The organism is Microterricola viridarii (assembly GCF_001542775.1).
In the GTDB taxonomy this organism is placed as follows: Bacteria; Actinomycetota; Actinomycetes; order Actinomycetales; family Microbacteriaceae; genus Microterricola; species Microterricola viridarii_A.
The window spans coordinates 3,133,977-3,155,865 of sequence record NZ_CP014145.1; the positions used below are offsets into that span (position 1 = coordinate 3,133,977).

The 21,889-nt window shown below is 68.1% G+C and carries 16 protein-coding genes; 6 read left to right on the plus strand and 10 right to left on the minus strand.

Annotated elements, in window-relative coordinates; all coding sequences use genetic code 11:
* A complete protein-coding gene (locus tag AWU67_RS14390) occupies window positions 1–1,053 on the minus strand; it encodes an agmatine deiminase family protein (protein WP_067230552.1) in 1,053 nt (350 codons plus the stop codon).
* Between the two features lie 73 nt (window positions 1,054–1,126).
* On the opposite strand from AWU67_RS14390, the gene AWU67_RS14395 reads away from it, so the two are divergent.
* Together AWU67_RS14395 and hrpB are read left to right on the plus strand one after the other, a co-directional pair.
* The gene (locus tag AWU67_RS14395; RefSeq protein WP_067230555.1) at window positions 1,127–1,762 is read left to right on the plus strand and encodes a TetR/AcrR family transcriptional regulator; all 636 of its coding nucleotides are present in this window, start codon (window positions 1,127–1,129) and stop codon (window positions 1,760–1,762) included.
* A gap of 60 nt (window positions 1,763–1,822) precedes the next feature.
* Window positions 1,823–4,381: an ATP-dependent helicase HrpB gene (hrpB, locus tag AWU67_RS14400; protein WP_067230559.1), complete on the plus strand. Its 2,559-nt coding sequence runs from the start codon at window positions 1,823–1,825 to the stop codon at window positions 4,379–4,381.
* A gap of 83 nt (window positions 4,382–4,464) precedes the next feature.
* Here the strand turns inward: hrpB and AWU67_RS14405 are convergent, their stop codons facing one another.
* Window positions 4,465–7,212 carry a glycoside hydrolase family 3 protein gene (locus AWU67_RS14405; protein WP_067230562.1) on the minus strand — a complete coding sequence of 916 codons (2,748 nt, stop codon included), beginning with the start codon at window positions 7,210–7,212 and terminating at the stop codon, window positions 4,465–4,467.
* Between the two features lie 46 nt (window positions 7,213–7,258).
* Entirely contained in the window at window positions 7,259–9,697 is a 2,439-nt protein-coding gene (locus AWU67_RS14410) for a glycoside hydrolase family 3 C-terminal domain-containing protein (RefSeq protein ID WP_082717025.1), read from the minus strand.
* Between the two features lie 170 nt (window positions 9,698–9,867).
* Between AWU67_RS14410 and AWU67_RS14415 the strand changes: the two genes are divergently transcribed.
* On the plus strand, window positions 9,868–10,479 hold the full coding sequence (locus AWU67_RS14415; protein ID WP_160329770.1) for a TetR/AcrR family transcriptional regulator: 612 nt from the start codon (window positions 9,868–9,870) through the stop codon (window positions 10,477–10,479).
* Window positions 10,480–10,531: 52 nt separating this feature from the next.
* Here the strand turns inward: AWU67_RS14415 and dnaB are convergent, their stop codons facing one another.
* The 7 genes from dnaB to AWU67_RS14450 form a co-directional block, all read right to left on the minus strand.
* Complete coding sequence (dnaB, locus tag AWU67_RS14420; protein WP_067230568.1) at window positions 10,532–11,905, minus strand: replicative DNA helicase; 1,374 nt, start codon at window positions 11,903–11,905, stop codon at window positions 10,532–10,534.
* 505 nt (window positions 11,906–12,410) lie between these two features.
* Window positions 12,411–12,860, minus strand: coding sequence for a 50S ribosomal protein L9 (rplI, locus tag AWU67_RS14425; protein WP_067230572.1), 450 nt, complete (start codon window positions 12,858–12,860; stop codon window positions 12,411–12,413).
* Between the two features lie 11 nt (window positions 12,861–12,871).
* Window positions 12,872–13,135 carry a 30S ribosomal protein S18 gene (gene rpsR, locus AWU67_RS14430; RefSeq protein WP_035835236.1) on the minus strand — a complete coding sequence of 88 codons (264 nt, stop codon included), beginning with the start codon at window positions 13,133–13,135 and terminating at the stop codon, window positions 12,872–12,874.
* A gap of 73 nt (window positions 13,136–13,208) precedes the next feature.
* On the minus strand, window positions 13,209–13,721 hold the full coding sequence (locus AWU67_RS14435; RefSeq protein ID WP_055841345.1) for a single-stranded DNA-binding protein: 513 nt from the start codon (window positions 13,719–13,721) through the stop codon (window positions 13,209–13,211).
* Window positions 13,722–13,726: 5 nt separating this feature from the next.
* Complete coding sequence (rpsF, locus tag AWU67_RS14440) at window positions 13,727–14,104, minus strand: 30S ribosomal protein S6 (RefSeq protein ID WP_055841342.1); 378 nt, start codon at window positions 14,102–14,104, stop codon at window positions 13,727–13,729.
* 160 nt (window positions 14,105–14,264) lie between these two features.
* Window positions 14,265–15,614 (minus strand): ABC transporter substrate-binding protein, encoded by a 1,350-nt coding sequence (locus tag AWU67_RS14445; protein ID WP_199922299.1) that lies wholly within the window; start codon window positions 15,612–15,614, stop codon window positions 14,265–14,267.
* An 81-nt stretch (window positions 15,615–15,695) separates the two neighbouring features.
* Entirely contained in the window at window positions 15,696–17,123 is a 1,428-nt protein-coding gene (locus tag AWU67_RS14450) for a CCA tRNA nucleotidyltransferase (protein ID WP_067232862.1), read from the minus strand.
* Between the two features lie 176 nt (window positions 17,124–17,299).
* On the opposite strand from AWU67_RS14450, the gene AWU67_RS14455 reads away from it, so the two are divergent.
* Genes AWU67_RS14455 through AWU67_RS14465 form a run of 3 tightly spaced genes read left to right on the plus strand, consistent with a single transcriptional unit; the run spans window position 17,300 to window position 21,771 of the window.
* Window positions 17,300–19,570 (plus strand): DUF6049 family protein, encoded by a 2,271-nt coding sequence (locus AWU67_RS14455; protein WP_067230575.1) that lies wholly within the window; start codon window positions 17,300–17,302, stop codon window positions 19,568–19,570.
* Window positions 19,563–21,179 carry a murein biosynthesis integral membrane protein MurJ gene (gene murJ, locus AWU67_RS14460; protein WP_234407273.1) on the plus strand — a complete coding sequence of 539 codons (1,617 nt, stop codon included), beginning with the start codon at window positions 19,563–19,565 and terminating at the stop codon, window positions 21,177–21,179. The genes AWU67_RS14455 and murJ overlap by 8 nt, the downstream gene beginning before the upstream one ends.
* 16 nt (window positions 21,180–21,195) lie before the next feature.
* The gene (locus tag AWU67_RS14465) at window positions 21,196–21,771 is read left to right on the plus strand and encodes a hypothetical protein (protein WP_129586736.1); all 576 of its coding nucleotides are present in this window, start codon (window positions 21,196–21,198) and stop codon (window positions 21,769–21,771) included.
* Window positions 21,772–21,889 lie beyond the last annotated feature (118 nt).

A 21,889-nucleotide genomic window follows, 5' to 3' on the forward strand; every position in this document is an offset into this window, starting at 1 on the left:
TCAGCGCTCCGGGTGCTCTGCGCGCGCCACGGCGGGCTGTTGCTGCGTGATGCAATGGATGCCGCCACCGCGGGCGAAGATCGGCCGCGCCTCGACGGTCACCACCGCCCGCCCGGGGTACGCGTCCTCCAAGATCTCGCGGGCACGGGCATCCGCGTATTCATCGCCGAAGCCGCATGCGATGACGCCGCCGTTGACGACGACGTGGTTCACGTAGCTCCAGTCGACGAAGCCGCCGTCATCCCGCAGTGTGCTGGGCGCGGGCAGGTCGATAATCTCGAATGACCGCCCCGCGGCATCCCGCTCGCCCGCGAGCAGGTGCTTGAGCTCGGCGCTGATGGCATGGTCCGGGTGTGCGGCGTCGGTCTGCTGGTGCAGCAGGATGCGCCCGGGCGACGGCATCGTCGCCACGATGTCGACGTGGCCATTCGTGCCGAGGTCGTCGTAGTCGCGGGTCAGGCCGCGCGGCAGCCAGATGGCCCGCGTGGCCCCGAGGAGCCTCGCCATCTCGGCCTCGACGCGCTGCTTGTCGGCGAAAGGGTTGCGGCGGCGATCGAGCTGCACCGTCTCGGTCAGCAGAATGGTGCCCTCGCCGTCGACGTGGATGCCGCCCCCCTCGTTCACCAGCAGGGAGGGGAGGCGTTCGCAGCCGAGTCGCTCGGCGATGAACTCTGCGATGAGTGCGGACTTGCCCCAACTGGCCCAATCGGGTGCTCCCCAGCCGTTGAAGATCCAGTCCACGGCCCCCAGAACACCGGGGCGCTCGTCATCGAGCGCGAATGTGGGGCCGCAGTCACGCATCCAGTACTCGTCCAGTGGCGCCTCCACGAGCTCGACGGCGCCGCCCAGCATGTTGGCCGCGCGCCTCCTCTCGCTGGGGTCGACGATCATGGTGACGGGCTCGAACTCGGCAATGGCGAGGGCCACATCGGCCCAGGCGCGATATCCGCCTTCCCGCCATTCGGCACCGTCGCCGAGGGTGATTCCTTCCCGCGGGAAGGCCATCCACGTCCGCTCATGCTCCATACCCTCGTGGGGCATCTTCCACACCATGTCGACTCCTTTGTTGAACGGCGGACCTAATTGGCCATGCGATCAATACAAATCTTCCTAGACTGGTCGAATCATGTCAACGCCACCGCCCCGAGTTCGCACCCGCAAGCCTCCCGCGCAGCGCTCCGCCGAGATCTTCGCGGCGGCTTGCGCGCTGGCGCGCGAGGGCGGTCTTTCCACCCTCGCCCTGCGTGCGGTCGCCCAGCGGGCGGGCGTGGCGCCCGGGCTGGTGGCCCACTACGGCTCGGGCATGGACAACCTCGTGGCCGCGGTCTTCTCCGAGCTCGTCGCCAATGAGCTCGTCGAGGTGCAGACCTGGGTCGACACCGGCACCAGCTCCGCGCAGCGCCTCGCGCTGCTGATCGACACCGTCCTGGGCGGCGATCGCGACGACCTCACCCTGGTCTGGGTGGACGCCTGGTCGCTCGGCCGGCACAACCCCGCGCTCTCAGTCGCGATCGACACGCAGATGAACGCGTGGCATGCTCTCCTCGCCGAGATCATCACCGAGGGGCGGCGGACGGGTGAGTTCACGACGGACGACCCCGACGCCATCGCGTGGCAGCTGCTCGGCATGCTCGACGGACTCTCCGCCCACGCCCTCGCCCGCGGCACCGATAGCGCGCCCTTCATCGAGCGCCTCGCCTCTGCTGCGGAGCTGCTGGTCGGCGCTAAACCGGGCGCGGTGACGACGCAGCAGGCCGGCTGAGGCGCGATCTCGCGCCGCCTGCTGCGCGCACACGCCTCCCCGACGCGAGAGACTGGGGGAGTGACCACTGAGCCGTTCGACCCGTCCAGGATCGGTCGCGGGCTCGCGTTCGCGGCAGCCGTCGACGATCTGGCCGCCGCGCTGGACCGCAGCAATTCCGTCGTGGTCAGCGCGCCTCCCGGCACCGGAAAGACCACGCTCGTTCCGCCGGTCATCGCCGATCGCGTACCGGGGCGGGTGATCGTCACCCAGCCGCGCCGGGTCGCCGCCCGCGCCGCCGCCCGCCGCCTCGCGCAGCTGGACGGAACGCCGCTCGGCTCCCGCGTTGGTTTCACCGTGCGCGGCGAACGCCAGGTGGGCCCGTCCACCCGGATCGAGTTCGTCACCGCCGGTGTGCTGCTGCGCCGCCTGCTCGACGACCCCGGTCTCGACGGGGTCGGCGCGGTCATCATCGACGAGGTGCACGAGCGGGCCCTGGAGACGGACCTGTTGATCGGCCTGCTCGGCGAGGTCCGGGAGCTGCGCGACGACCTCGTGCTCGTCGCGATGTCGGCGACGCTGGATGCCGAGCGTTTCGCGACGGTTCTGGGGTCGGATGCCGCCCCGGCGCCGATCGTGACCCAGAGTGTTCCGGCGCATCCGCTCGAGGTGCGCTGGGCGCCGAGCCCCACGCCCCGGCTGGACGAGCGCGGGGTGACCTGGGCGTTCCTCGACCACGTCGCGAGCACCGCCGTCATCGCACACCGCGCCCTGGTGCGCACCGATCCGACCGCCGATGCCCTCGTCTTCGCGCCGGGTGCGCGCGAGGTCGCCGAGATCGCCCGGCGCATCCGCGGGCTCGCGTCCGAGTTCGATGTGCGTGAGTTGCACGGCCAGATCCCCGCCGCCGAGCAGGATGCGGTGATCGGTGGGCGCAGCCCCGGCACTCCGGCACGCATCATCGTCTCGACGTCGCTCGCGGAGTCCTCACTGACCGTGCCCGGCGTGCGCCTCGTCGTCGACACCTGCCTCTCCCGCGCCCCGCAGCGCGACGCGGGGCGCGGCATGAGCGGCCTCGTCACCGGCCCGACGCCGCGGGCCTCCGCCATCCAGCGCTCTGGGCGCGCCACCCGACAGGGGCCGGGCATCGTGGTCCGCTGCGTCGACGAGCGCACCTTCGCCGCGGCACCGACGCACCCCGCCCCCGAGATCCAGGCCGCAGACCTCACCGACGCCGCCCTGCTCCTCGCCTGCTGGGGTGCGCCAGGCGGGGTCGGTCTGCGACTCGTCGACCCGCTTCCCTCCGCCAGCCTGAGCGACGCCCTCTCCGTGCTGCGCGGGCTCGGCTCGATCGATGCCGATGGACGCGCCACCGACGAGGGGCGCGCGCTTGCACGCATCCCGACCGACCCGCGCCTGGCCCGCGCGCTGCTTCTCGGCGGCGCCCTGGTCGGCGGGCGCACGGCTGCCGAGGTGATCGCGCTGCTCAGCAGCGACCTCCGCGTCGCGGATGGCGACGCCGCGGGCACGCTCACCGCGCTGCGCAGCGGACGCAGCCCGGATGCCCGCCGCTGGGAGCAGGAGGTGCGACGACTGGAACGTTTCACTGCCTCGAAGGGCACGACCCGGGGGAGCTCGGATCAGGTCGGTCTCGTCATCGCCCTCGCGTTCCCCGACTGGATCGCCCGCCGCGTCGATCACTCGGCGCACGGGGCAACCTTCCTCCTCGCCTCCGGCACCCGTGCCGGGATCACGGGCCCGCTCGCGGGCGCCGAGTGGCTGGCAGTGGCCGACGTCACCCGGGCCCAGGGGCGCGCAGCCGCGGGCACCGGGGCGATCATCCGCTCCGCCGCCGTCCTCTCCGAGAGCGAAGCGGAGCAGGCGGCGACCCACCTCGTCACCGACCGGGTCGAGGCGCAGTTCGTGGACGGCCGCGTCGTCGCGCGGCGCGAACGCCGAATCGGGGCGATCGTCCGCTCGTCCGTCCCCGTGCGCGTGCAGGCCGACGATGGCGGGCGCACTGCCGCCCGCCGTGCCCTCGAAGAGCAAGGGCTCGGGGTGTTCCCCTGGTCGGAGGCCGCGGACGGTCTGCGCCGGCGCCTCGCCCTGCTGCATCGCGAACTCGGGTCGCCCTGGCCGGATGTCTCGGATGCCGCCCTGCTCGGCACCTTGGATTCCTGGCTCGGCCCGGAGCTCTCGGCCCTTGCCTCCGGCACCCCGGCCTCCCGCATCGATCTGGCCCCGGCGCTCCGGCGCGTCCTGCCCTGGCCTGCGGCGGTCGATCTGGACACGTTGGCCCCGGAGCGCCTCGAAGTCCCCAGCGGCTCACGCGTTCGGCTCAGCTACCCGCCCATCGATGACCCCGTGGCCCGGCCCGTCGTGGCCGTGAAGCTGCAGGAGTGCTTCGGCTGGGCGGAGACCCCGCGTCTCGTGGGAGGCCGCGTGCCGGCGTTGTTCCACCTGTTGTCGCCGGCCGGGCACCCCCTCGCGGTGACCGACGACCTGGCCTCGTTCTGGGCCGGCCCCTACGCACAGGTGCGTGCAGAGATGCGCGGCCGCTACCCGAAGCACCCGTGGCCAGAGGACCCCTGGTCCCATGTGCCCACCAAGCACACCACGCGGCGAGCCGCGCTGGGCTAACTACTCGCCCCTCGCTCTTCCACGCGGTACGGGGCGAGGTCCCGGGCCCGGCGTGACGCCGGGCCCGGGACACTGGCACCGTCTCAGTCGAAGAGGTCGGTGTGCAGCAGTGCGAACATGACCGCGTGGACGCGGTCGCGCAGACCCCCGCCAATGCCGACCGGGTCGGCCGCCAGCGCATTCCGTGCAGCGGACTCCGTCACGCTCGGGAGCACCGCGAGCATGAGGTCGTTCCCGGCGATGATCGCCTGGCCCGGGTCCATGAACGCGCCGAGCACAGCGTCGGACGACACGACGCCCTGGAAACCCCATTCGCCGCGGAGCACGTCCTCGAGGAGGGCCTCGTTGCCGCCCGACCAGCGGGCGCCGACGTGGACGAACGAGCTCATCGCTCCGTTCGCGCCGCCGTCCTTGACGGTGATCTCGAACGGACGCAGGTACAGCTCGCGGATCGCCTGCTCGTCGGCCCACACATGCACTCCGCTGCGGGCGTTGATCTCCTGCTCGTTGAGTGCGAAGTGCTTCATGAACGTGATGAGGCCGGTGCTCTGGGCGCCGGCGACCATTGCGGCGCCCATCGTGCCGGAGACGACCGGGTCCTCCGAGTAGTACTCGAAGTTGCGGCCGCCGAGGGCGGTGCGGTGCAGGTTCATGCCGGGGGCGTACCAGCCCTGGACGCCGTAGGCGTTCGCCTCGGCGCCGATCGCTTCACCCATCGCCCGGGCGAGGTCGGTGTTCCAGGTGGAGGCGATCACGACCTCGGTCGGGAAGGACGCGGCGGTGATGTCTCCGAAGAAGAAGTTCAGCCCGGCGGGGCCGTCCAAAAGCACGCCGGAGGGCACGCCGAGGCGTTCGATCTCTGCGGTCTGGTAGCCGCCGTTCGCGAAGACCTTGATCAGCTCGTCCGTCGTGAACTGGTCGAGGAAGTCCTCCCACTTCGCGTCGTCGTAGTCGAGGCCCCGCAGGTCCTCGAGCCGGAGTCCGTGGTCGACGCCCTGTGTGGGGGCCGTGCCCTCGGCCGGGATGACCTCCGGGTACATCTCCGCGAGCAGCTCCGCGGAAGCCGTTCGGTCACCGTCAGGGGTCGTCGGATAGGTGCTCTCCCACTCGTCACGCGAGAGGAAGGTCAGGTCGCCCGACGCATCCTCGAATCGGCTCTCGAGCGCGACGCCCGTTGCCTCGTCGGTGTCGTAGACGACGTCTGCCGCGACGGTGGTGTCGAATTCGGCGACGGGCGAGTGCACGTCGCGCGAGACGGCGATGCCGTAGTTGCCTGCTTCGAGCAGGTAGGCGCCGCGAGCACCGTCCCAGGAGGACATGTCGCGCACGTCGTAGGCGATCGTGACGGTCTCGGACTGGCCGGGCTCCAGGAGCGAGGTCTTGGCGTAGCCGGCGAGCTCGATCGCGGACTTCTCGATGCCGCCCGGTGTGTAGGGCGCGGAGAAGTAGAGCTGCACGACGTCCTTGCCGGCCGCTTGGCCGGTGTTGGTCACGACGACGTCGACGCTCACCGTGCCGTCGGTGACGACGGGTTCGGCGGCCTGCCAGTCGAAGGACGTGTAGCTGAGGCCGTGGCCAAAGGGGAACTGCACGGCGGCCGCGTAGCCCTCCTCGTCGTCCGCGAAGCGGGTTTCGTAGTAGCGGTAGCCGACGTAGATTCCCTCCTCGTACTCAAGGAAGGAGCGCTTCGTGTTCGCGTAGTCGTAGTCGCCGAAGTTTTCGGTGCCGGGCGCACTCGCGACGTCGGTGGCGTAGGTGTCGGTGAGGCGGCCCGACGGGTTCACGTCGCCGTCGAGGATCTTGGCAAGGGAGACGGCACCCCGGGGGCCGGGCGTGCCGATCCAGAGCGCGCCCGTGATCTGGGGGTACTCGTCGAGGAAGCCCAGTTCCATGGCGTTGCCGGCGTTGATGACGACCACAACGTTCTCGAAACTCCCGGTCACGGTGTCGAGGAGCTGCCGCTGGGTGCCACTCAGCGCCAGCTGCTCCGGCGCTGCATCGGAAGCTTCCACGCTCGAGCTGGCCAGGACCACGAGTGCCGTGTCGGCGAACTCGCTCGCCTGCGCCATGACGTCTCCGGTCAGGTAGTCTGGCGCCGGTTCGCCGGCCTCGCCGCCGCCACCGGTGAGTGCCCCGATCACCTGGATGAGGCCGGTGCTGGAGCCCGCCTTGGACTTCGCCCCTGCCGCCTCCATGGCTGCCTTCAGCTCCGGGTTGGTGGCGATTCCCTGCTCCTCGAGAGCCTCGTAGAGGCCCACTGCGGTCGATTGGTCGCCGGCGCCCGATCCGCCGCCGCCGAAGCGGAGGTTGAACGAGTCGAAGCCGAAGACGTTGACGGCCTGCTCCGCGAGGGGCAGCACGTCATTGTCGTTCTTCAGCAGCACGATGCCCTCGTCAGAGATGTCCTCGGCGAGGCCGGTCGCGTAGGCGCGCGCCGCGACGCCGTCGGCGGTCGAGCTGTCGACCTTGACGGAGAGCAGTCGGTTCACATCGGCGATCACCGGGGCGGCGACGATGCCGACAATGGCGAGGACGGCGACCGCGACGCTCCACCCGGCGATGCGGCGCGGACGCGCCTTGAGGCGCCGGTAGGCCCGTTCCGCGCGCCGTGCTTCACGGCGCTCGGCCCGGGACATGGAGGCGCGTGCGGCCTTCGCCTCGGATTTCTCGGCCCTCCGCGCTGCGCGCGCGGCTTCGCGGTCGGCGGACTTGGCGGCCTTGCGGTCGGCGGGCGTCATCGCCTGCAATTCGGTCTTCCGCTGGAGCTTCGCGGCCTTTTCGGCGGCGAGTCGCTCCTTCGCGGCTTGCTTCAGTTCTGTGCGGGATTCCATCTCAGTGTTCTCAGTCGTGGGTTGGGGGTGGACAGGGAGGGTGTGCTCAGGTGACAGTGCGGTTCCGGCGGAGTGCGGCCCGGGTCAGGTTCGCGGCGCCCCGCCAGAAGCGGCCGTTGACCATGAGGAGGAAGCCGTCGAGCATTGCCTCGTCGAACTTTCCCCCGGTGAGCCGTGGGATCGAGCGGAAGGGCATGTCGAGGACGAACTTGACGTTGTTCGACGCGTGCGGGCGCCCCACCCGCATGAGCAGTGCGCTCGTCGTGGTGATGAGTCCGTGCAGGACGGAGGCGAAGCCGCCGCGGCCTGCGGTCTGCGCGATGATGTCGCTGCGCGTGAGGGTGCCGCCTCGTGGCCAGTTCGGTGACGGGAGTTCGCGTCCGAGCAGTGCGGCGAACTCGGCCGAATCGACGTCTGCAACGTGTCCGGAGACGTAGTGGGGGAGGGCGTCCGCCCTGGCCGACCACGGCGTCCCTTCACTGTCGACGGGGGCGTCGAGTCGGATGTCGCGCGAGGAGGCGCCGGCCAGCACCCGGTAGCGCCCGGGCACGCCGCGCCAGGCGCCGGTCTCGACGTCGTAGGCATCGAAGGCGTGCTCGGCCAGGTCGATGGTGACCTGGGCGCTGGCTCCGGGGTCGAGGTGGACCTTCGCGAATCCGCGAAGTTCGCGCGCGGCGCGCGCAACGCCGACCGCTGCGGACGGGGCTTCGACGTAGATCTGCACGATCTCGGCTCCGGCGCGCTCGCCCGTGTTGGTCACGGTCAGTCGGGCATGGGACGTGTCGGCCGTGAGGGCCGTGTATTCGAAACTCGTGTAGCTGAGGCCGTGGCCGAACGGATACCGCACGGCGGCGCCGACCTTGTCGTAGTACCGATAGCCGACGTAGATGCTCTCGCGGTGTTCGCTCGTGGCCTCGGTTCGACCGAAGTCCGCAGAGCTGGGCACGTCGGCGTAGGCGATCGGATAGGTCTCGGCGAGCTTGCCGCTCGGGTTGACCGCGCCGGTGAGGATGTCGGCGACGGCACGGCCCCCTCCTTGCCCGGCGAGATACGCGTGCACGATCGCCGCAGCGCGGTCGGCGAACGGGAGCTCCACCGGTGCTCCTCCGACGACGACGACGACGACGGGCTTGCCGAGTGCGAACAGCTCCTCGGCGAGCTCGAGTTGGTTTCGGGCGAGCGCCAGGTGCTTCCGGTCCACGGCCTCGGCCTCGGCGGATTCGTCAAGCCCCACGAAGAGCAGCACCGTGTCGGCCTTCGACGCGAGGGCGACGGCGCGACGGCGGCGCAGGCGGGAAGGGGAGTCCCGGCGCGTGTAGCCGGGAGCGAATCCGACGATCTCCAGGTCCGTCGCCCGCAGTGCGGTGAGCGGATCGTCCACCTGCGTGGGGTTGACGAGGGAGCTGCCGGCGCCTTGGTAGCGTGCGGTCTCGGCGAAGTCGCCGATCACGGCGATCCGGCCGCTGCCCTCGGTGAACGGCAGCTGGCCGTGCGGGTTCGAGAGCAGCACGATCGCCTGCCGCGCAGCCTCGATGGCGAGCTCATGCGCGTCGTCGTGGTCGACGACATCGCTGGTCTTCTGCCGCGTCCGTTCGATCAGTGTGAGGACCTCGCGCACACGCTCGTCGAGGATCTTCTCATCGAGTGAGCCGTCCTCGACTGCTCGGACGATCTCCAGGTCCGTGACCCCGTCCGTCGAGGGCATCTCGAGCGCGTTGCCGGCTCGGAGCCCGGCGACTCGGTCGTTGTTGCCGCCCCAGTCCGTGACCACCAAGCCGTCGAAGCCCCACCGCCGCCGGAGCACGTCGAGCATCAGCGGCTCGTTCTCGTTGGCGTAGGTCCCATTGACCCGGTTGTACGAGCTCATCACCGTCCAGGCACGGCCCTCGGTGATCGCGATCCGGAAGCCTTCGAGGTAGATCTCGTGCAGCGCCCGCTCGTCGACGATTTCGTCGATCGACATGCGATGGGTCTCCTGGCTGTTCACCGCGAAGTGTTTGACAGAGGCCGCGACGCCGTGTGACTGGATGCCGCGGATGAAGGCCGCGGCAAGCTTGCCGGAGAGCAGCGGATCCTCCGAGTAGTACTCAAAATTGCGCCCGCCGAGCGGGTTGCGCTTGATGTTCAGCCCGGGGCCCAGCAGCACGCTGACCTGCTCGGCAGCGGCCTCGGCACCGAGCGCGGCACCGACCCGCTCCAGAAGCCGCACGTCCCAGCTGTTCGCGAGGTGTGATGCCGTCGGGAAGCTCGTGGCCGGGATGCTGGCGTTGAGGCCGAGATGATCGGCAGCACCGCCTTGCTTGCGCAAGCCGTGCGGCCCGTCCGTCAACATGATCGAGGGCACACCGAGCCGGGCGATGGGCTTGGTGTTCCAGAAGTTCGCGCCAGACATCAACGATGCCTTCTCGAGCAGCGTCATCTGCTCGACCAGCTCGAGGCTCACGGGGGCGGACCCTGACTGCGGCGGGTCGTTCGGTATTGTCATGCGGCTTTCCGACGTCGGAGGGGGCAAGAGGGGCAGATTTCTCACGAACACGGCAACGCCGGCGAGGCCCGCGGCGTCGAGTGCCGGGCACACCTGAGATCATCAATGTGGCCCGCAAATCAAACTGTACCTGAAATTCCACCATGTGGTGGATATACGAGGAGTCGCTCGTGCCCGAGCAAGCTGAAGTGTCCCCGCGAAGCGGCGGATACGCCACCGGTCGCGCCACCAAGAAGGCGATCGTCGCGAGCGCCGCGCACGCCTTCGCGCAGAAGGGCTTCTATGGCGCGTCGTTGCGAAGCATCGCGCGCGAGGCGGGCGTCGACCACTCGACGCTGCTGCACCACTTCGGCAACAAGACGAACCTGATGCTCGCCGTGGTCGGCTGGCATGACCAGCAGCAGTTCCTCTCCGAACTCCCCGTTCGAATGAGCGCCCAGGGCCTCGTCGACGCCTTCGTGAGCACGGCAGAGAGCAACGTGAGCGCGCCAGGACTCGTGCAACTGCTGTCGATGCTCACCGCGGAGGCCGGCGCGGAGGGGCATCCTGCGCGCGCCGTCCTGCAGCGCCGGCACGACCGGCTGATCAGCCTGCTCGCCTGGACGATCAAGCGGCAACGCAACCGCCTGAGCATCGAGGACGAGTTGAGTCCGGAGCAGCGCGCGGCGCTCGTCATTGCGACCTGGGACGGGCTGCAGCTCTTCGACGCCCTGCATCCAGGCGTTCTCGATGTTCCGGCGCTGGTCGGCCGCGAGCTCCGCCTCGCGTTTGGCCTGCAGTAGCAGCGGCAGAACCGGGAGCTGCTGGCCGTCGCAGCCCGCTCGCGACGGCTGCTTAGCTCGGGGCGAGGTCCGCGAAGCGCGAGAAGTGGCCGTGGAAGGCGACAGGAACAGTACGCGTCGGGCCGTTGCGGTGCTTGGCGACGATCAGGTCGGCTTCGCCGGCGCGCGGGCTCTCCTTGTCGTAGACAGCTTCGCGGTGCAACAAGATCACCATGTCGGCATCCTGCTCAATCGAGCCCGACTCGCGCAGGTCGCTGATCGCGGGCATCTTGTCGGCACGCTGCTCGGAACCACGGTTCAGCTGGGACAGCGCGATGACCGGCACCTGCAGCTCCTTGGCCATGAGCTTGAGCGCGCGCGAGAACTCCGAGACCTCCTGCTGGCGGCTCTCGACGCGCTTGCCCGAGGTCATCAGCTGCAGGTAGTCGATGACGACCATCTTGAGGCCGACGCGCTGCTTGAGTCGGCGGCACTTGGCGCGAATCTCAACCAGGGTCATGTTGGGGGAGTCGTCGATGTAGAGCGGAGCATCGTTGATTCGACCGCTGACCTGCGCGATGGTTGTCCAGTCGCGAGACTCAATCTTTCCCTTGCGCATGCTCTGCAGAGGCACGGATGACTCGGCGGAGAGCAGGCGCATGGCGATCTCGGCTCGGCCCATTTCGAGCGAGAAGAAGATCGAGGGCATGTTGTGGCCGATCGACGCGGAACGCGCGAAATCGAGAGCCAAGGTCGACTTACCCACAGCAGGTCGCGCTGCGACAATGATCATCTGACCGGGGTGGAAACCGTTCGTCAGCTCGTCGAGATCAACGAAGCCGGTGGGAACACCGGTCATCGACCCGTCTTTGTGCGAAGCAGCCTCGATTTCTTCCATGGCGGCCGAAACGGCATCCGTCAACGGAACGTAGTCTTCGGTCTCGGTGCTGCCGGTGACGGAGTAGATCTCGGCCTGCGCGTTGTTGACGAGGTCGAGCACCTCGCCCTCGCCCGAGTAGCCCATCTGCACGATGCGGGTTCCGGCCTCGACCAGGCGGCGCAGCAGAGCGCGCTCGGCCACGATGGAGCCGTAGTAGCCGGCGTTGGCGGCGGTCGGCACCATGCTGGTCAGTGAGTGCAGGTAGTCGGCGCCGCCGGCGCGAGCCAGCTCGCCCTGCTTGGTGAGCTCATCGCTGACGGCGATGACGTCGGTCGGCTCGCCGCGTGAGTAGAGCGAGAGGATCGCGTCGAAGACGAGTTCATGCTTGGGGATGTAGAAGTCGGGGCCGCGCAGCGTCTCGACGACGTCGGCCACGGCATCCTTCGACAGCAACATGCCGCCCAGCGCGCTCTGCTCTGCGAGCAGGTCGTGCGGCGGTGTACGGTCTGCGCGCTCGGCGCGCTGTGGTTCAGGGGAGTCTGAGAGCCCTAGATGTGCGATCGACACGCGGTGCCTCCTCGGCAAACTGGACTACCGGCGAAAGCCGGTCAATGGGGGTGGGTCGGGAACAGCTGAACCCATATCCAGTGATAGCGGGTACCTCTGACAGTGCGGCGAGCCGGGTGGAAAAACCCAGTCCAGAACACACCGACGAGCGCCGCTGGAGCCACCATACGGATTGCTTGGGGGCAACTCAACCTGGCCTGTGGATAACCCTGTGAACAATCTGCGGGAAACGCCACCAGTGTTGTGTAAAGCCTGTGGGAACAGCTGTGGACAACTAACTTTCTTTTGCAGAGAAACGTAGTTTGACCGGGGTTTTAATTTGTGCACAGCTGTGTGAATAAAGTAGTTTTCCACAGCGCCTTTTTGGGGCCAAATTCCACAGTCCCCTGTGCACAGAACGGGGGGATTGCGCTTTGCGAAAGTGCTAAAAACTGCTTCTTAAACAGATGTGGCGGTGGGCCGAAGCCCACCGCCACATCACAGCCTTGCGGCCAGAGTTTTACGCCTACTTGGCGGAGACCACCTGAAGGGTGATCGCGGCCGACAGCTCGTCGCGCAGACGAACCGTCACCTGGTGAGTTCCGACAACCTTAATCGGGTTGGGGATCTCAACCTTGCGCTTGTCGATGGTGCCGAGTCCGGCAGCAGCAACGGCGTCAGCGATGTCGGTGGTCTTCACCGAACCGAAGAGACGGCCTTCAGCGCCGGTCTTGACGACCAGCTTGACCTTGGCAGCCTCGAGGGCAGCCTTGAATGCCTGCGCCTCTTCGAGCGTGGCGAGCTCACGAGCCGCGCGAGCGGCCTTGATCTGCTCGACCTGCTTCTCGCCACCGCGGCTCCACTGCACGGCAAAGCCCTGCGGAACCAGGTAGTTACGGGCGTAGCCGTTCTTGACCTCGATGACATCACCGGGGGTACCGAGGCCAGTGACCTCGTGCGTCAGAATCAGTTTCATGTCTTTACTCCTCAGCGTCCGCTGCCGGCGTATGGCAGCAGGGCCATCTCGCGGGCATTCTTGACGGCACGGGCGATCAGACGCTGCTCCTGCACGGAAACGCCTGTGATGCGGCGGGCACGGATCTTCCCGCGCTCAGAGATGAACTTACGAAGCGTGGGGACATCCTTGTAGTCGATGACACCAACGCGAATGGACTTCGCGGGAGCGGCGTTCTTGCCACCCTTGGCTCCGCGGAGTGGCTTGCGGCGGTCGCCGCTGCTCTTTCCAGCCATGGTATTTCCTTTGTCTTGAAGTATTTACGCCCGGATGCTGCGTGATGCGGCATCCGGAAGCCGGCCCAAGGGCCTAGAAGGGGGTCTCGTCGCTGTAGCTGCCCGGGGTGTTCCAGACGTCCTGGCCGCCAGAGGCGGCAGGGGCGCTGGGAGCCCACGGCTCTTCGACGGCTCCACCGAAGTTGCCACCCTGAGGGGCAGCACCACGGGGGGCGCCAGAAGACTGGGCACGCGTGACAGACGCGGTCGCGTAACGAAGCGAGGGGCCGATCTCGTCGACATCCAGCTCATAGCTGGTGCGCTTCTCGCCTTCCTTCGTCTCGTAGGAACGCTGCTTGAGACGCCCGGAAGCGATAACGCGGGAACCCTTGGTCAGTGATCCAGCAACGTGCTCAGCGAATTCACGCCAAACGCTCGCGCGCAGGAACAGCGCTTCGCCATCGATCCACTCGTTCTTTGCACGGTCAAACGTGCGCGGGGTGGAGGCAATGGTGAAGTTGGCAACCGCCAGTCCGTTCTGCGTGTAACGCAGCTCGGGGTCTGAGGTGAGGTTGCCCACCACGGTAATTACGGTCTCGCCGGCCATCGGGACTAAGCGTCCTTCGCAGCCTTGGCCGGAGCGGCAGCCTTGCGGGCGGCCTTCTCCTCGGCGAGCTTCTGTGCAGCGGCAACCTGAGCGATTCCCTCTTCTGCGCGCAGCACCTTGGTGCGCATGACTGCTTCGCTGAGCTTCAGCTGGCGGTCAAGCTCCGTGGTGGTAGCGGGCTCTGCGGTGAAGTCGACGACGGCGTAGATGCCTTCGGTCTTCTTGTTGATCTCGTAAGCGAGACGACGACGGCCCCAGATGTCGACCTTGTCGATCGTGCCACCATCGTTGCGAACAACGTTGAGGAACTTGTCAAGGCTGGGAGCAACGGTGCGCTCATCGATCTCGGGATCGAGGATAACCATCAGTTCGTACTGGTGCATGACTAACCCACCTCCTTCGGACTAAAACGGCTGCAGACGTTCTGCAACAGGAGGGTTGTGCATGTGTTGAACACGGAGGCCAGAGATTCCGGCGCGTGAGCAACCTTCCGATTGTAACGGATGCCGGAGGCGAAAGCGAGCCGCTGCGGGCGACGCGGCACTAACCGCCGGCGACCACCGCGTTGGCGGCATCCTGGGCCTGCCGCAGGCCGCTCTCCAACGGCAGCTGCCCGGTGAACACCTGGTCGAGGATAGGGCCGTAGGCGGCCTCGACCTCGGCGAAGTTCGCGGTCCGCGGCGGCGTCACCGTCGGCGCATCGCGGGCGAGCACCTCGAAAAACTTCGCCACCTCGACGTCTTTGCCTGCCCAGTAGTCGAAGTAGGCGTGCTGCGCCGCGACGACGCCGGGCACGGCTGCGCCGCTGGCGCCGACGAAGCTGTTGCCCTCTGCCGATCCGAGCCACTTGAGCACCTCGGCCGTCTCGGCCGGGTGCGCGCTGTGCGCGTTGCCCGCCGCGGCGATGCCGTTCGTCACAGAGACTCGGCCCGCGGGGCCAGCCGGCATCGAGGCGACGCCCCATTCGAACTCGGCCTTGTCGGCGATGTGGGAGAGGCTGTACACGCCGGACTGGAACAACGCCAGCTTGCCGTTGATGAAGCTGTCGCGGGCGAAGTCCGATTCGGCGTTGCTCTGCGCGGCGGGCGCGGCGACCCGGTGCGTGTTGATCAGGGCGACCTGGTAGCCGATCGCCTGTGCTGCCGCGTCGCCGGCGAAGCTGTAAATGCCGTCGACATCGAAGTCGCCGCCGTTGGAGCCGATGGAGGGCAGCAGGATGGCCTGCAGGTCGTTCGAGGCGTTGTAGCCGTACTGGCTCACCGAGTCGGGATCGAACTCGGGGTCGGTCGCCGCCCGTCCATGGCTGTCGCGGGTCAGCTTCTGCAACACCGGCAGCAGCGAGTCCTCGGCCGGGTCCAGGCTCCACGCCAGCTCTTCCAGGGCGGCCGGGTCGATGCCGGCCTCGACCACCATCGCCTTGTTGTAATACAGGGCGATGCCGGCATCCGAAAGCTGCGGCACACCCCACAAGGTGCCCTCCGCCGTGAACTCGCGCACCACGACACGGTCCCAGTCGTTCTTGGCGCGTTCGCCGAGCGTCGCGTCGATGTTCACCAGCTCGCCGCTCTCGGCAAGGTCGGTGAGATAGGAGTTGTTCAGCCAGAAGATGTCGTCGGCCCGGCCCGCGTCGACATCGGCGCCGAGCTGGTCCCAGTACTGAGACCAGGGGATGACGGTCACATCGACGGAGATGTCTGGATGGGCCGCCTCGAATGCCGCGAAGGAGGACTTGTACGCGGCCGCGACGCTGTCGTCCCAGAGCCGAACGGTCACGATCGTCTTACCGGAGCCCGCGATCGCTCCGGCGGCCAGCACTCCCATGCCGAGCGCGAGCGCGCCCACGAGCACGCCGAGCGCCACCGTCATGGCCGAGTTGCTGCGCAGCTTCTTCACCGACACCTCCGCCCCGAACGCTACCAGTGGGTGCTCCCGCTGCGTCGGACCCCAATCGGGTGCCGGGGCGTTCCGTGCCGATCAGTTTCGGGCGGCCCACCAGGCGAGCAGGCGCTCGGTGGCGCGCTCCTCGCCGATCGGGCCCTCGTCCAGGCGCAGCTCGAGCAGGAAGCGATATGCCTCGCCGACGTCGCGGCCGGGCCGGATGCCGAGCAAGCTCATGATCTGCTCGCCGTCGAGGTCGGGCCGTACGGCGTTCAGCTCCTCCTCCTCGGCCAGCTGGGCGATGCGCTCCTCGATGTCGTCGTAGGCGAAGCCCAGCCGGTCGGCCTTGCGCCGATTGCGGGTCGTCACATCGGCCCGGGTCAAGATGTGCAGGCGCTCCAACTGGTCACCGGCATCGCGGGCGTAGCGCCGCACGGCCGAGTCGCTCCAGGCCCCCTCGGTGTAGCCGAAGAAGCGCAGGTGCAGCTCGATCAGCTTGCCGACGGCCGCGATCGTGTCGTTGTCGTAGCGCAGCTCGCGCAGGCGCTTCTTGGCCAGCTTGGAACCGACGAGGTCGTGGTGGTGGAAGCTGACGACGCCGCCGGCCTCGAGGCGCCGGGTCGCCGGCTTGCCGATGTCGTGCAGCAGCGCGGCCAGGCGCAGCACCAGGTCGGGGCTCTGCAGCTTGCCCCGCGACTTCTCGTAGCCGATGGCCTGCTCCAGCACGGTGAGGCTGTGCTGGTAGACGTCCTTGTGGTGGTGGTGCTCGTCAATCTCGAGGCGCAGGGCGGGAAGCTCGGGCAGCACGATGGCGGCAATGCCGGAGTCGACGAGCAGCTCGAGGCCGGCGCGCGGGGCATCCGTCTTCAGCAGCTTGGAGAGCTCGTCGTTGACGCGCTCGATCGAGATGCGGCGGATGCTGTCCGCGCCCGCCTTCATCGCCGAGAACGCCGCGTCGTCCAACTGGAATCCGAGCTGAGAAGAGAAGCGGGCGGCCCGCATCATGCGCAGCGGGTCGTCGCCGAAGGACTGCTCCGGCGTCGCCGGGGTGCGGAGACGGCCGTCGAGCAGATCCTCGATGCCGCCAGCCGGATCAACGAGTGTCATCTGGGGCAACCGGAGCGCGATCGAGTTGACGGTGAAGTCCCGGCGCAGCAGGTCTTCGTCGAGCGAGGTGCCGAAGACGACCTCCGGTTTGCGCGTTCCGTCGACGTAACTGTCGGTGCGGTAGGTGGTGATCTCAACGGTTTCGCCGGCGATCTTGGCGGCGATGGTGCCGAACTGCCGCCCGATGTCCCACTGCGCCTCGCTGATCGGCGTCACGATCGCCAGGATCTGGTCGGGGGAGGCGTCGGTGGTGAAGTCGAGGTCGTTGGTGCCGCGATCGAGGAAGGCGTCACGCACCGGCCCGCCGACCAGGGCGAGCTCGTGGCCAGCGGTTTCGAAGGCCACGGCCAGACGTGAAACGGCGGCGGTCGCCGCAAGATCGCCCAGCCGGGCAAGGGCCGCCGCGACACTCTGCATGAACACCATGTTAAAGGGTGCACGGCCCGGTGCAGCAGCCACACAGGGCGGCACCATAGAATCTGGGGATGGTGGCCGAGTCTTTGCACACGCGTCGGCCTGCATTCTTAGAGGGTCTCCGCGCCCGCATGCATGGCGGCGCACCCCGTCGACGGTCACCGCGACGCATCCTTGCCGTGCTCGCCGCGGCCGCGATCCTTACCCCTGCCCTGCTCGGCCAGGCCCCGGCATCGGCGGCCCCGGCGCAGGAGGGCCCAGTCGACTCGTCTGCCGCCGCCGCCGCATCCGATGCGGTCAGCATTGTCGTAGCCCCCGGCCACGGCGCCGTTGTGCGACCAGGCGAAGACCTGCAGCTCTCGGCCACGGTCACCAACGGCAGCCGACTGGCGCTGAGCGTGACCCGGATCGCGATCGGACTGAGCGATGACACGCTCGCCGACTCCGCCGAGCTCTCCGCCTGGCTGCGGCCGAGCGCCGAGGTGCTCGCGGAAACCACGCTCGACAACGCTGGCGTCCCGGATGACGGCCACCTCGTCGCGATCGCCGACGGCCCGTCCGTGGCCGGGGGAGGGAGCGCCACCGTCACGATCACCGTGCCCGCCGCCGCCCTCGAGCTGGACCCCTCCGACTGGGGCGCACAGGGGATCGTCGCGAGCCTGCTCAGCGAGAGTGCAGTGCTCGCTCAGACGCGCAGCACCGTCGTGCTGCTGCCCGCCGAGACCCCGCGCAGTCCCCTCGCCATCGTCATGCCGATGACCACCCCCGCCGACAGCGTCGGGCTGATCTCGAGCGAGAAGCTGGCCACCTACACCGGGCCGGGAGGCCTGCTCACGCGCAGCCTCGAATCGGCTCTGGCCCACAACGTAGCCGTCGCCCTGGACCCGATGATCCTGGCCTCGATCCGCGTGCTCGGCACGAGTGCGCCGCAGAGCGCCGTCGACTGGCTGAACCGTCTGGCCATCGCCCCCAATGAGGTGTTCGCGTTGCCCTACGCCGACGCCGACGTCGCGGCACAGGCCCAGCTCGGCGTGAACCCGTTCCTGGAGCCGCTGTCGTTCGACACCGTCATCGACGAGCGAAACTTCACCACCGAGACGCCGAGCCCAACCGTGGCACCCAGCGAGACTCCGGCACCGGGCGAGGCAGAAGCGCCGTCGACGGCTGCCCCCGGCGCCGAGTCGGAGACCGCGCCTCCCGCCGACTCCGTGATGGGCGCTGGCGTGCCCAGCATGAAGGATCTGCTGGCCTGGCCGTACACCCTGAGCGGCGTCGCGTGGCCCGCACCGGACACCGTGAACGCGGCCATACTGCCGACGATGAAAGCCAACGGCTACGACACCGTCATCGTCGCCGGCTCCAACCTCCAGAACACTGAATCGGTTCAGCCCTCGGCCTCCTCCCGCGCCGCCGACACGGCGCTGCTGGTGGCGGACACCGAGTTGAACGGCGCACTGAACGACGCCCTGCAGGCCGGCCGGGAGAGCGACTGGCAGGCGGCCATGGCACGCGCGACGGCGGCGGTCGCGGTCGCCGCGGGCGAGTCGCCGGCGCGCCCTCTGCTTGCCGTGCTGCCGCGGGAGTTCGCGAGCAACGCCGGCTTCGTCAATGCCACGCTCACGGCGCTGGAGCAGATGCCGGTCGCCTCCGTTGCCCCACTGAGCGCCGTCATGGCGGCACCCGCGAGCGACGTCACGCTCAGCGAGGCCGCCGAGTCGCCGGAACGCCTCGCCGCGATCTCGGCCCTGCTCGACCGTGAAACCGCCTTGACCGGTTTCAGCACCGCGGTGACGGACCCGCGCACCATCACCGAACCGGAGCGAACGAACCTGCTCGCGCTGCTCGGCGTCAACTGGCTCGCCGACACCACCGCCTGGCACGCGGCGGTCAGCGATGACCTGCTTCGCACCCGCGAGATCCTCGACTCCGTCAGCGTCGTCCAGAGCCCATCCGTGCTCGTGGTCGGCGGCAGCGCCCAGTTCCCCGTCACCGTGCAGAACACGTTCACCCAGCCCGTCACGCTGCGCGTGAACCTGCTGCCGTCCAACGGCCGCCTCGTCGTGGACGAGTCCGCCGAGGTGACGATCAATGCGGGCTCCAGCAGCACCGTGCTCGTGCCGGTGAACGCCCACGTCGGCAACGGCCCCGTCAATGTGACGGTCACTCTCAGCACCGCGACCGGCGTCCAGCTCGGCTCCAGCGTGACCATCCCGGTCAACGTGCAGGCCGACTGGGAGGGCCTGGGCGCAGCCCTGCTCGGCGGCGCCATCCTGCTCTTCTTCGGCTTTGGCATCTTCCGCAACATCCGCCGACGCCGACGCGAACGGGCCGCGGGCGAGCAGCCAGCGGTCGACGAAGACGCCGGCGAACAAGAGAGCGGCGACTCAGTGAAACCAGATGAAGAGGTTACTCGTGAGGAAACCGATGAGCCCGAGTCCCCGCGTGGCTAGCGGCATCGGCCGGGCCAGCGCCGTGCTGGCATCCGGAACACTCGTTTCGCGCATTCTCGGCTTCGTCAAAGTCATCATCTTCGCCCGCATCATCGGCCAATTCGGCGCGGGCCCCGACGCCTTCAACGTCGCCAATCAGCTGCCCAATCAGGTGTACGTGATCGTCGCTGGCGGCGTCTTGAGCGCCGTGCTCGTTCCGCAGATCGTGCGCTCCGCGCTGCACAAGGACGGGGGAGTTGGATACATCAACAAACTCGTGACACTGGCGCTCGTCATCTTGGGCACCACCACCCTGATCGCCACGCTCTTCGCGCCGGCACTCACCCAGCTCGTCGTCGGAGACAACTTCCCGGCCGCGCAGATGTCCTTGGCCATCACCTTCGCGTACTGGTGCCTGCCCCAGATCTTCTTCTACGGGCTCTACACCGTGCTCGGTGAGGTGCTCAACGCGCGCAAGTCCTTCGGTCCGTTCACGTGGGTGCCCGTCCTCAACAACGTCGTAGCGATTGCGGGCCTGGCCGCCTTCTCCATCATGTTCGGCGCGGATCCGACCGGCGCGCGCTCGGCCAGTGAATACACGACCGCCATGGTCGTGGTTCTCGCCGGCAGCGCCACGCTGGGCGTCATCGTGCAGGCGACCTCTCTGCTCTATTTCTGGAAGCGCATCGGCCTCAGCTACCGCCCCGATTTCCATTGGCGCGGGGTCGGGCTCGGGGCAGCGGGCAAGATGGCCAGTTGGACCTTCGGCATGCTGCTGCTCACGACATTCGCAGGAATCATCGAGACGCGGGTCGTCTCGGCCGCGTCGGGTGACGATGCTTCGGTCTCCGTGCTGTCGACGGCCTGGCTCGTGTTCATGCTTCCGCACTCCATCATCACGGTGTCCATTGCGACCGCCTACTTCACGCGCATGAGCGAGCACGCCTCCACATCAAAACTGTCCGCGGTGCTCACCGACGCCTCGTCGGCCGTGCGCGGAACGTCTCTCATCATCGTGCTGGCTTCGGCCGTCATCGCAATCTGCGCGTACCCTTTCTCGACCTTCTTCGTCGAGCCGTTCACGCAGATTCAGGCACTCGGCAATGTGATCATCGCCTACATCGTGGGGCTCGTCGCCTTCTGCGTACTGTTCGTCTTCCAACGCACCTTCTATGCGCTCGGCGACACCCGCACCCCGTTCTTCTTCACCCTGTTCCAGGTCATCCTCGTCACGATCGGCGTGATCGGATGTCGTTTCCTGCCACTCGAGTGGATCGCATTCGGGATTGCACTCGTCGTGAGCGTGGCCGGCACCGCACAAGCCGTCTTGGCCGGGTTCCTGCTTCGGCGCAAGCTTGGCAGCATTGATGGACGCCGCCTGGCTCGCAGCTTGTTGAGCTACCTCGGCGCGGCCATCGTGCCCACCGCGCTCGGTCTCTTCCTGATGGTGCAGTTCGGGGCCTTCGAGGACGGCGGATTCGCTGTTTCCGGGGCATTCGGGGCCATCGTGTCCATGATCACCGTCGGCGCCGTCATGGCCGCCCTGTACTTCGGAACGCTGCTGCTGCTGCGCACCCCCGAGCTGAAGGTCGTGCTCGACCCGATGCTGGCCCGCATCCGTCGCCGCTAGCCCCACGCCTTATGCTGTGACCCAGCCACGCGAGGACGCGCTGGCACGAGACGGGGGACGGCTCATGATGGTTTCTGAACGACGCAGCGGGGGCGCGCTGCCGACACTGCGCATGCTGCTCGCCGCTGCTGTGGCTTCACTGGCACTGGCCGGCTGCGCAAAGGCCACAGTGCCGCCACCGACCCCCGTGTCGACCGGCGCAGCGGCTTCGGATCTTGCGGCCGAGGTGCAGGGGACCCCGACCGACGCGGCGATCGCCGCGAGCTGCGCGGGGGTGACGATCACCGAGACGACGCTGCACAACGCCCGCACCGATCTTGAGCTCGGTGCCATCACGAACGAGCAGTACAACGCGCTCCTGGGCTCGGTGGTCGTCGCGTACCGTTCCCTTCAGACCGTGCCTGCCACGCAACGGGGCCTCAAGGGCGAGGTCAACGACGTCGTGAGCTATCTGAATTCGGCGGAACCGACCGAGTCGCTCGCGCCGTTCGATCCAGATGGCAGTGAGTTCCGCGCGGTCACCGAGCCGATCAGGCTGGCTTGCGCCGAGAACGGTTCGGAGACTTACGTCTTCGCGACGACCGGAGGATGAGCCGCACCACTTGAGGCGGCATCCGGGTCGCTAACCATGCGAACCGGTTACGGTGCATCCAGCTGGCGCGGAATAGTCCTCACCTAGACTGTGTTTCACACTGGGCAGGCGGCAAACA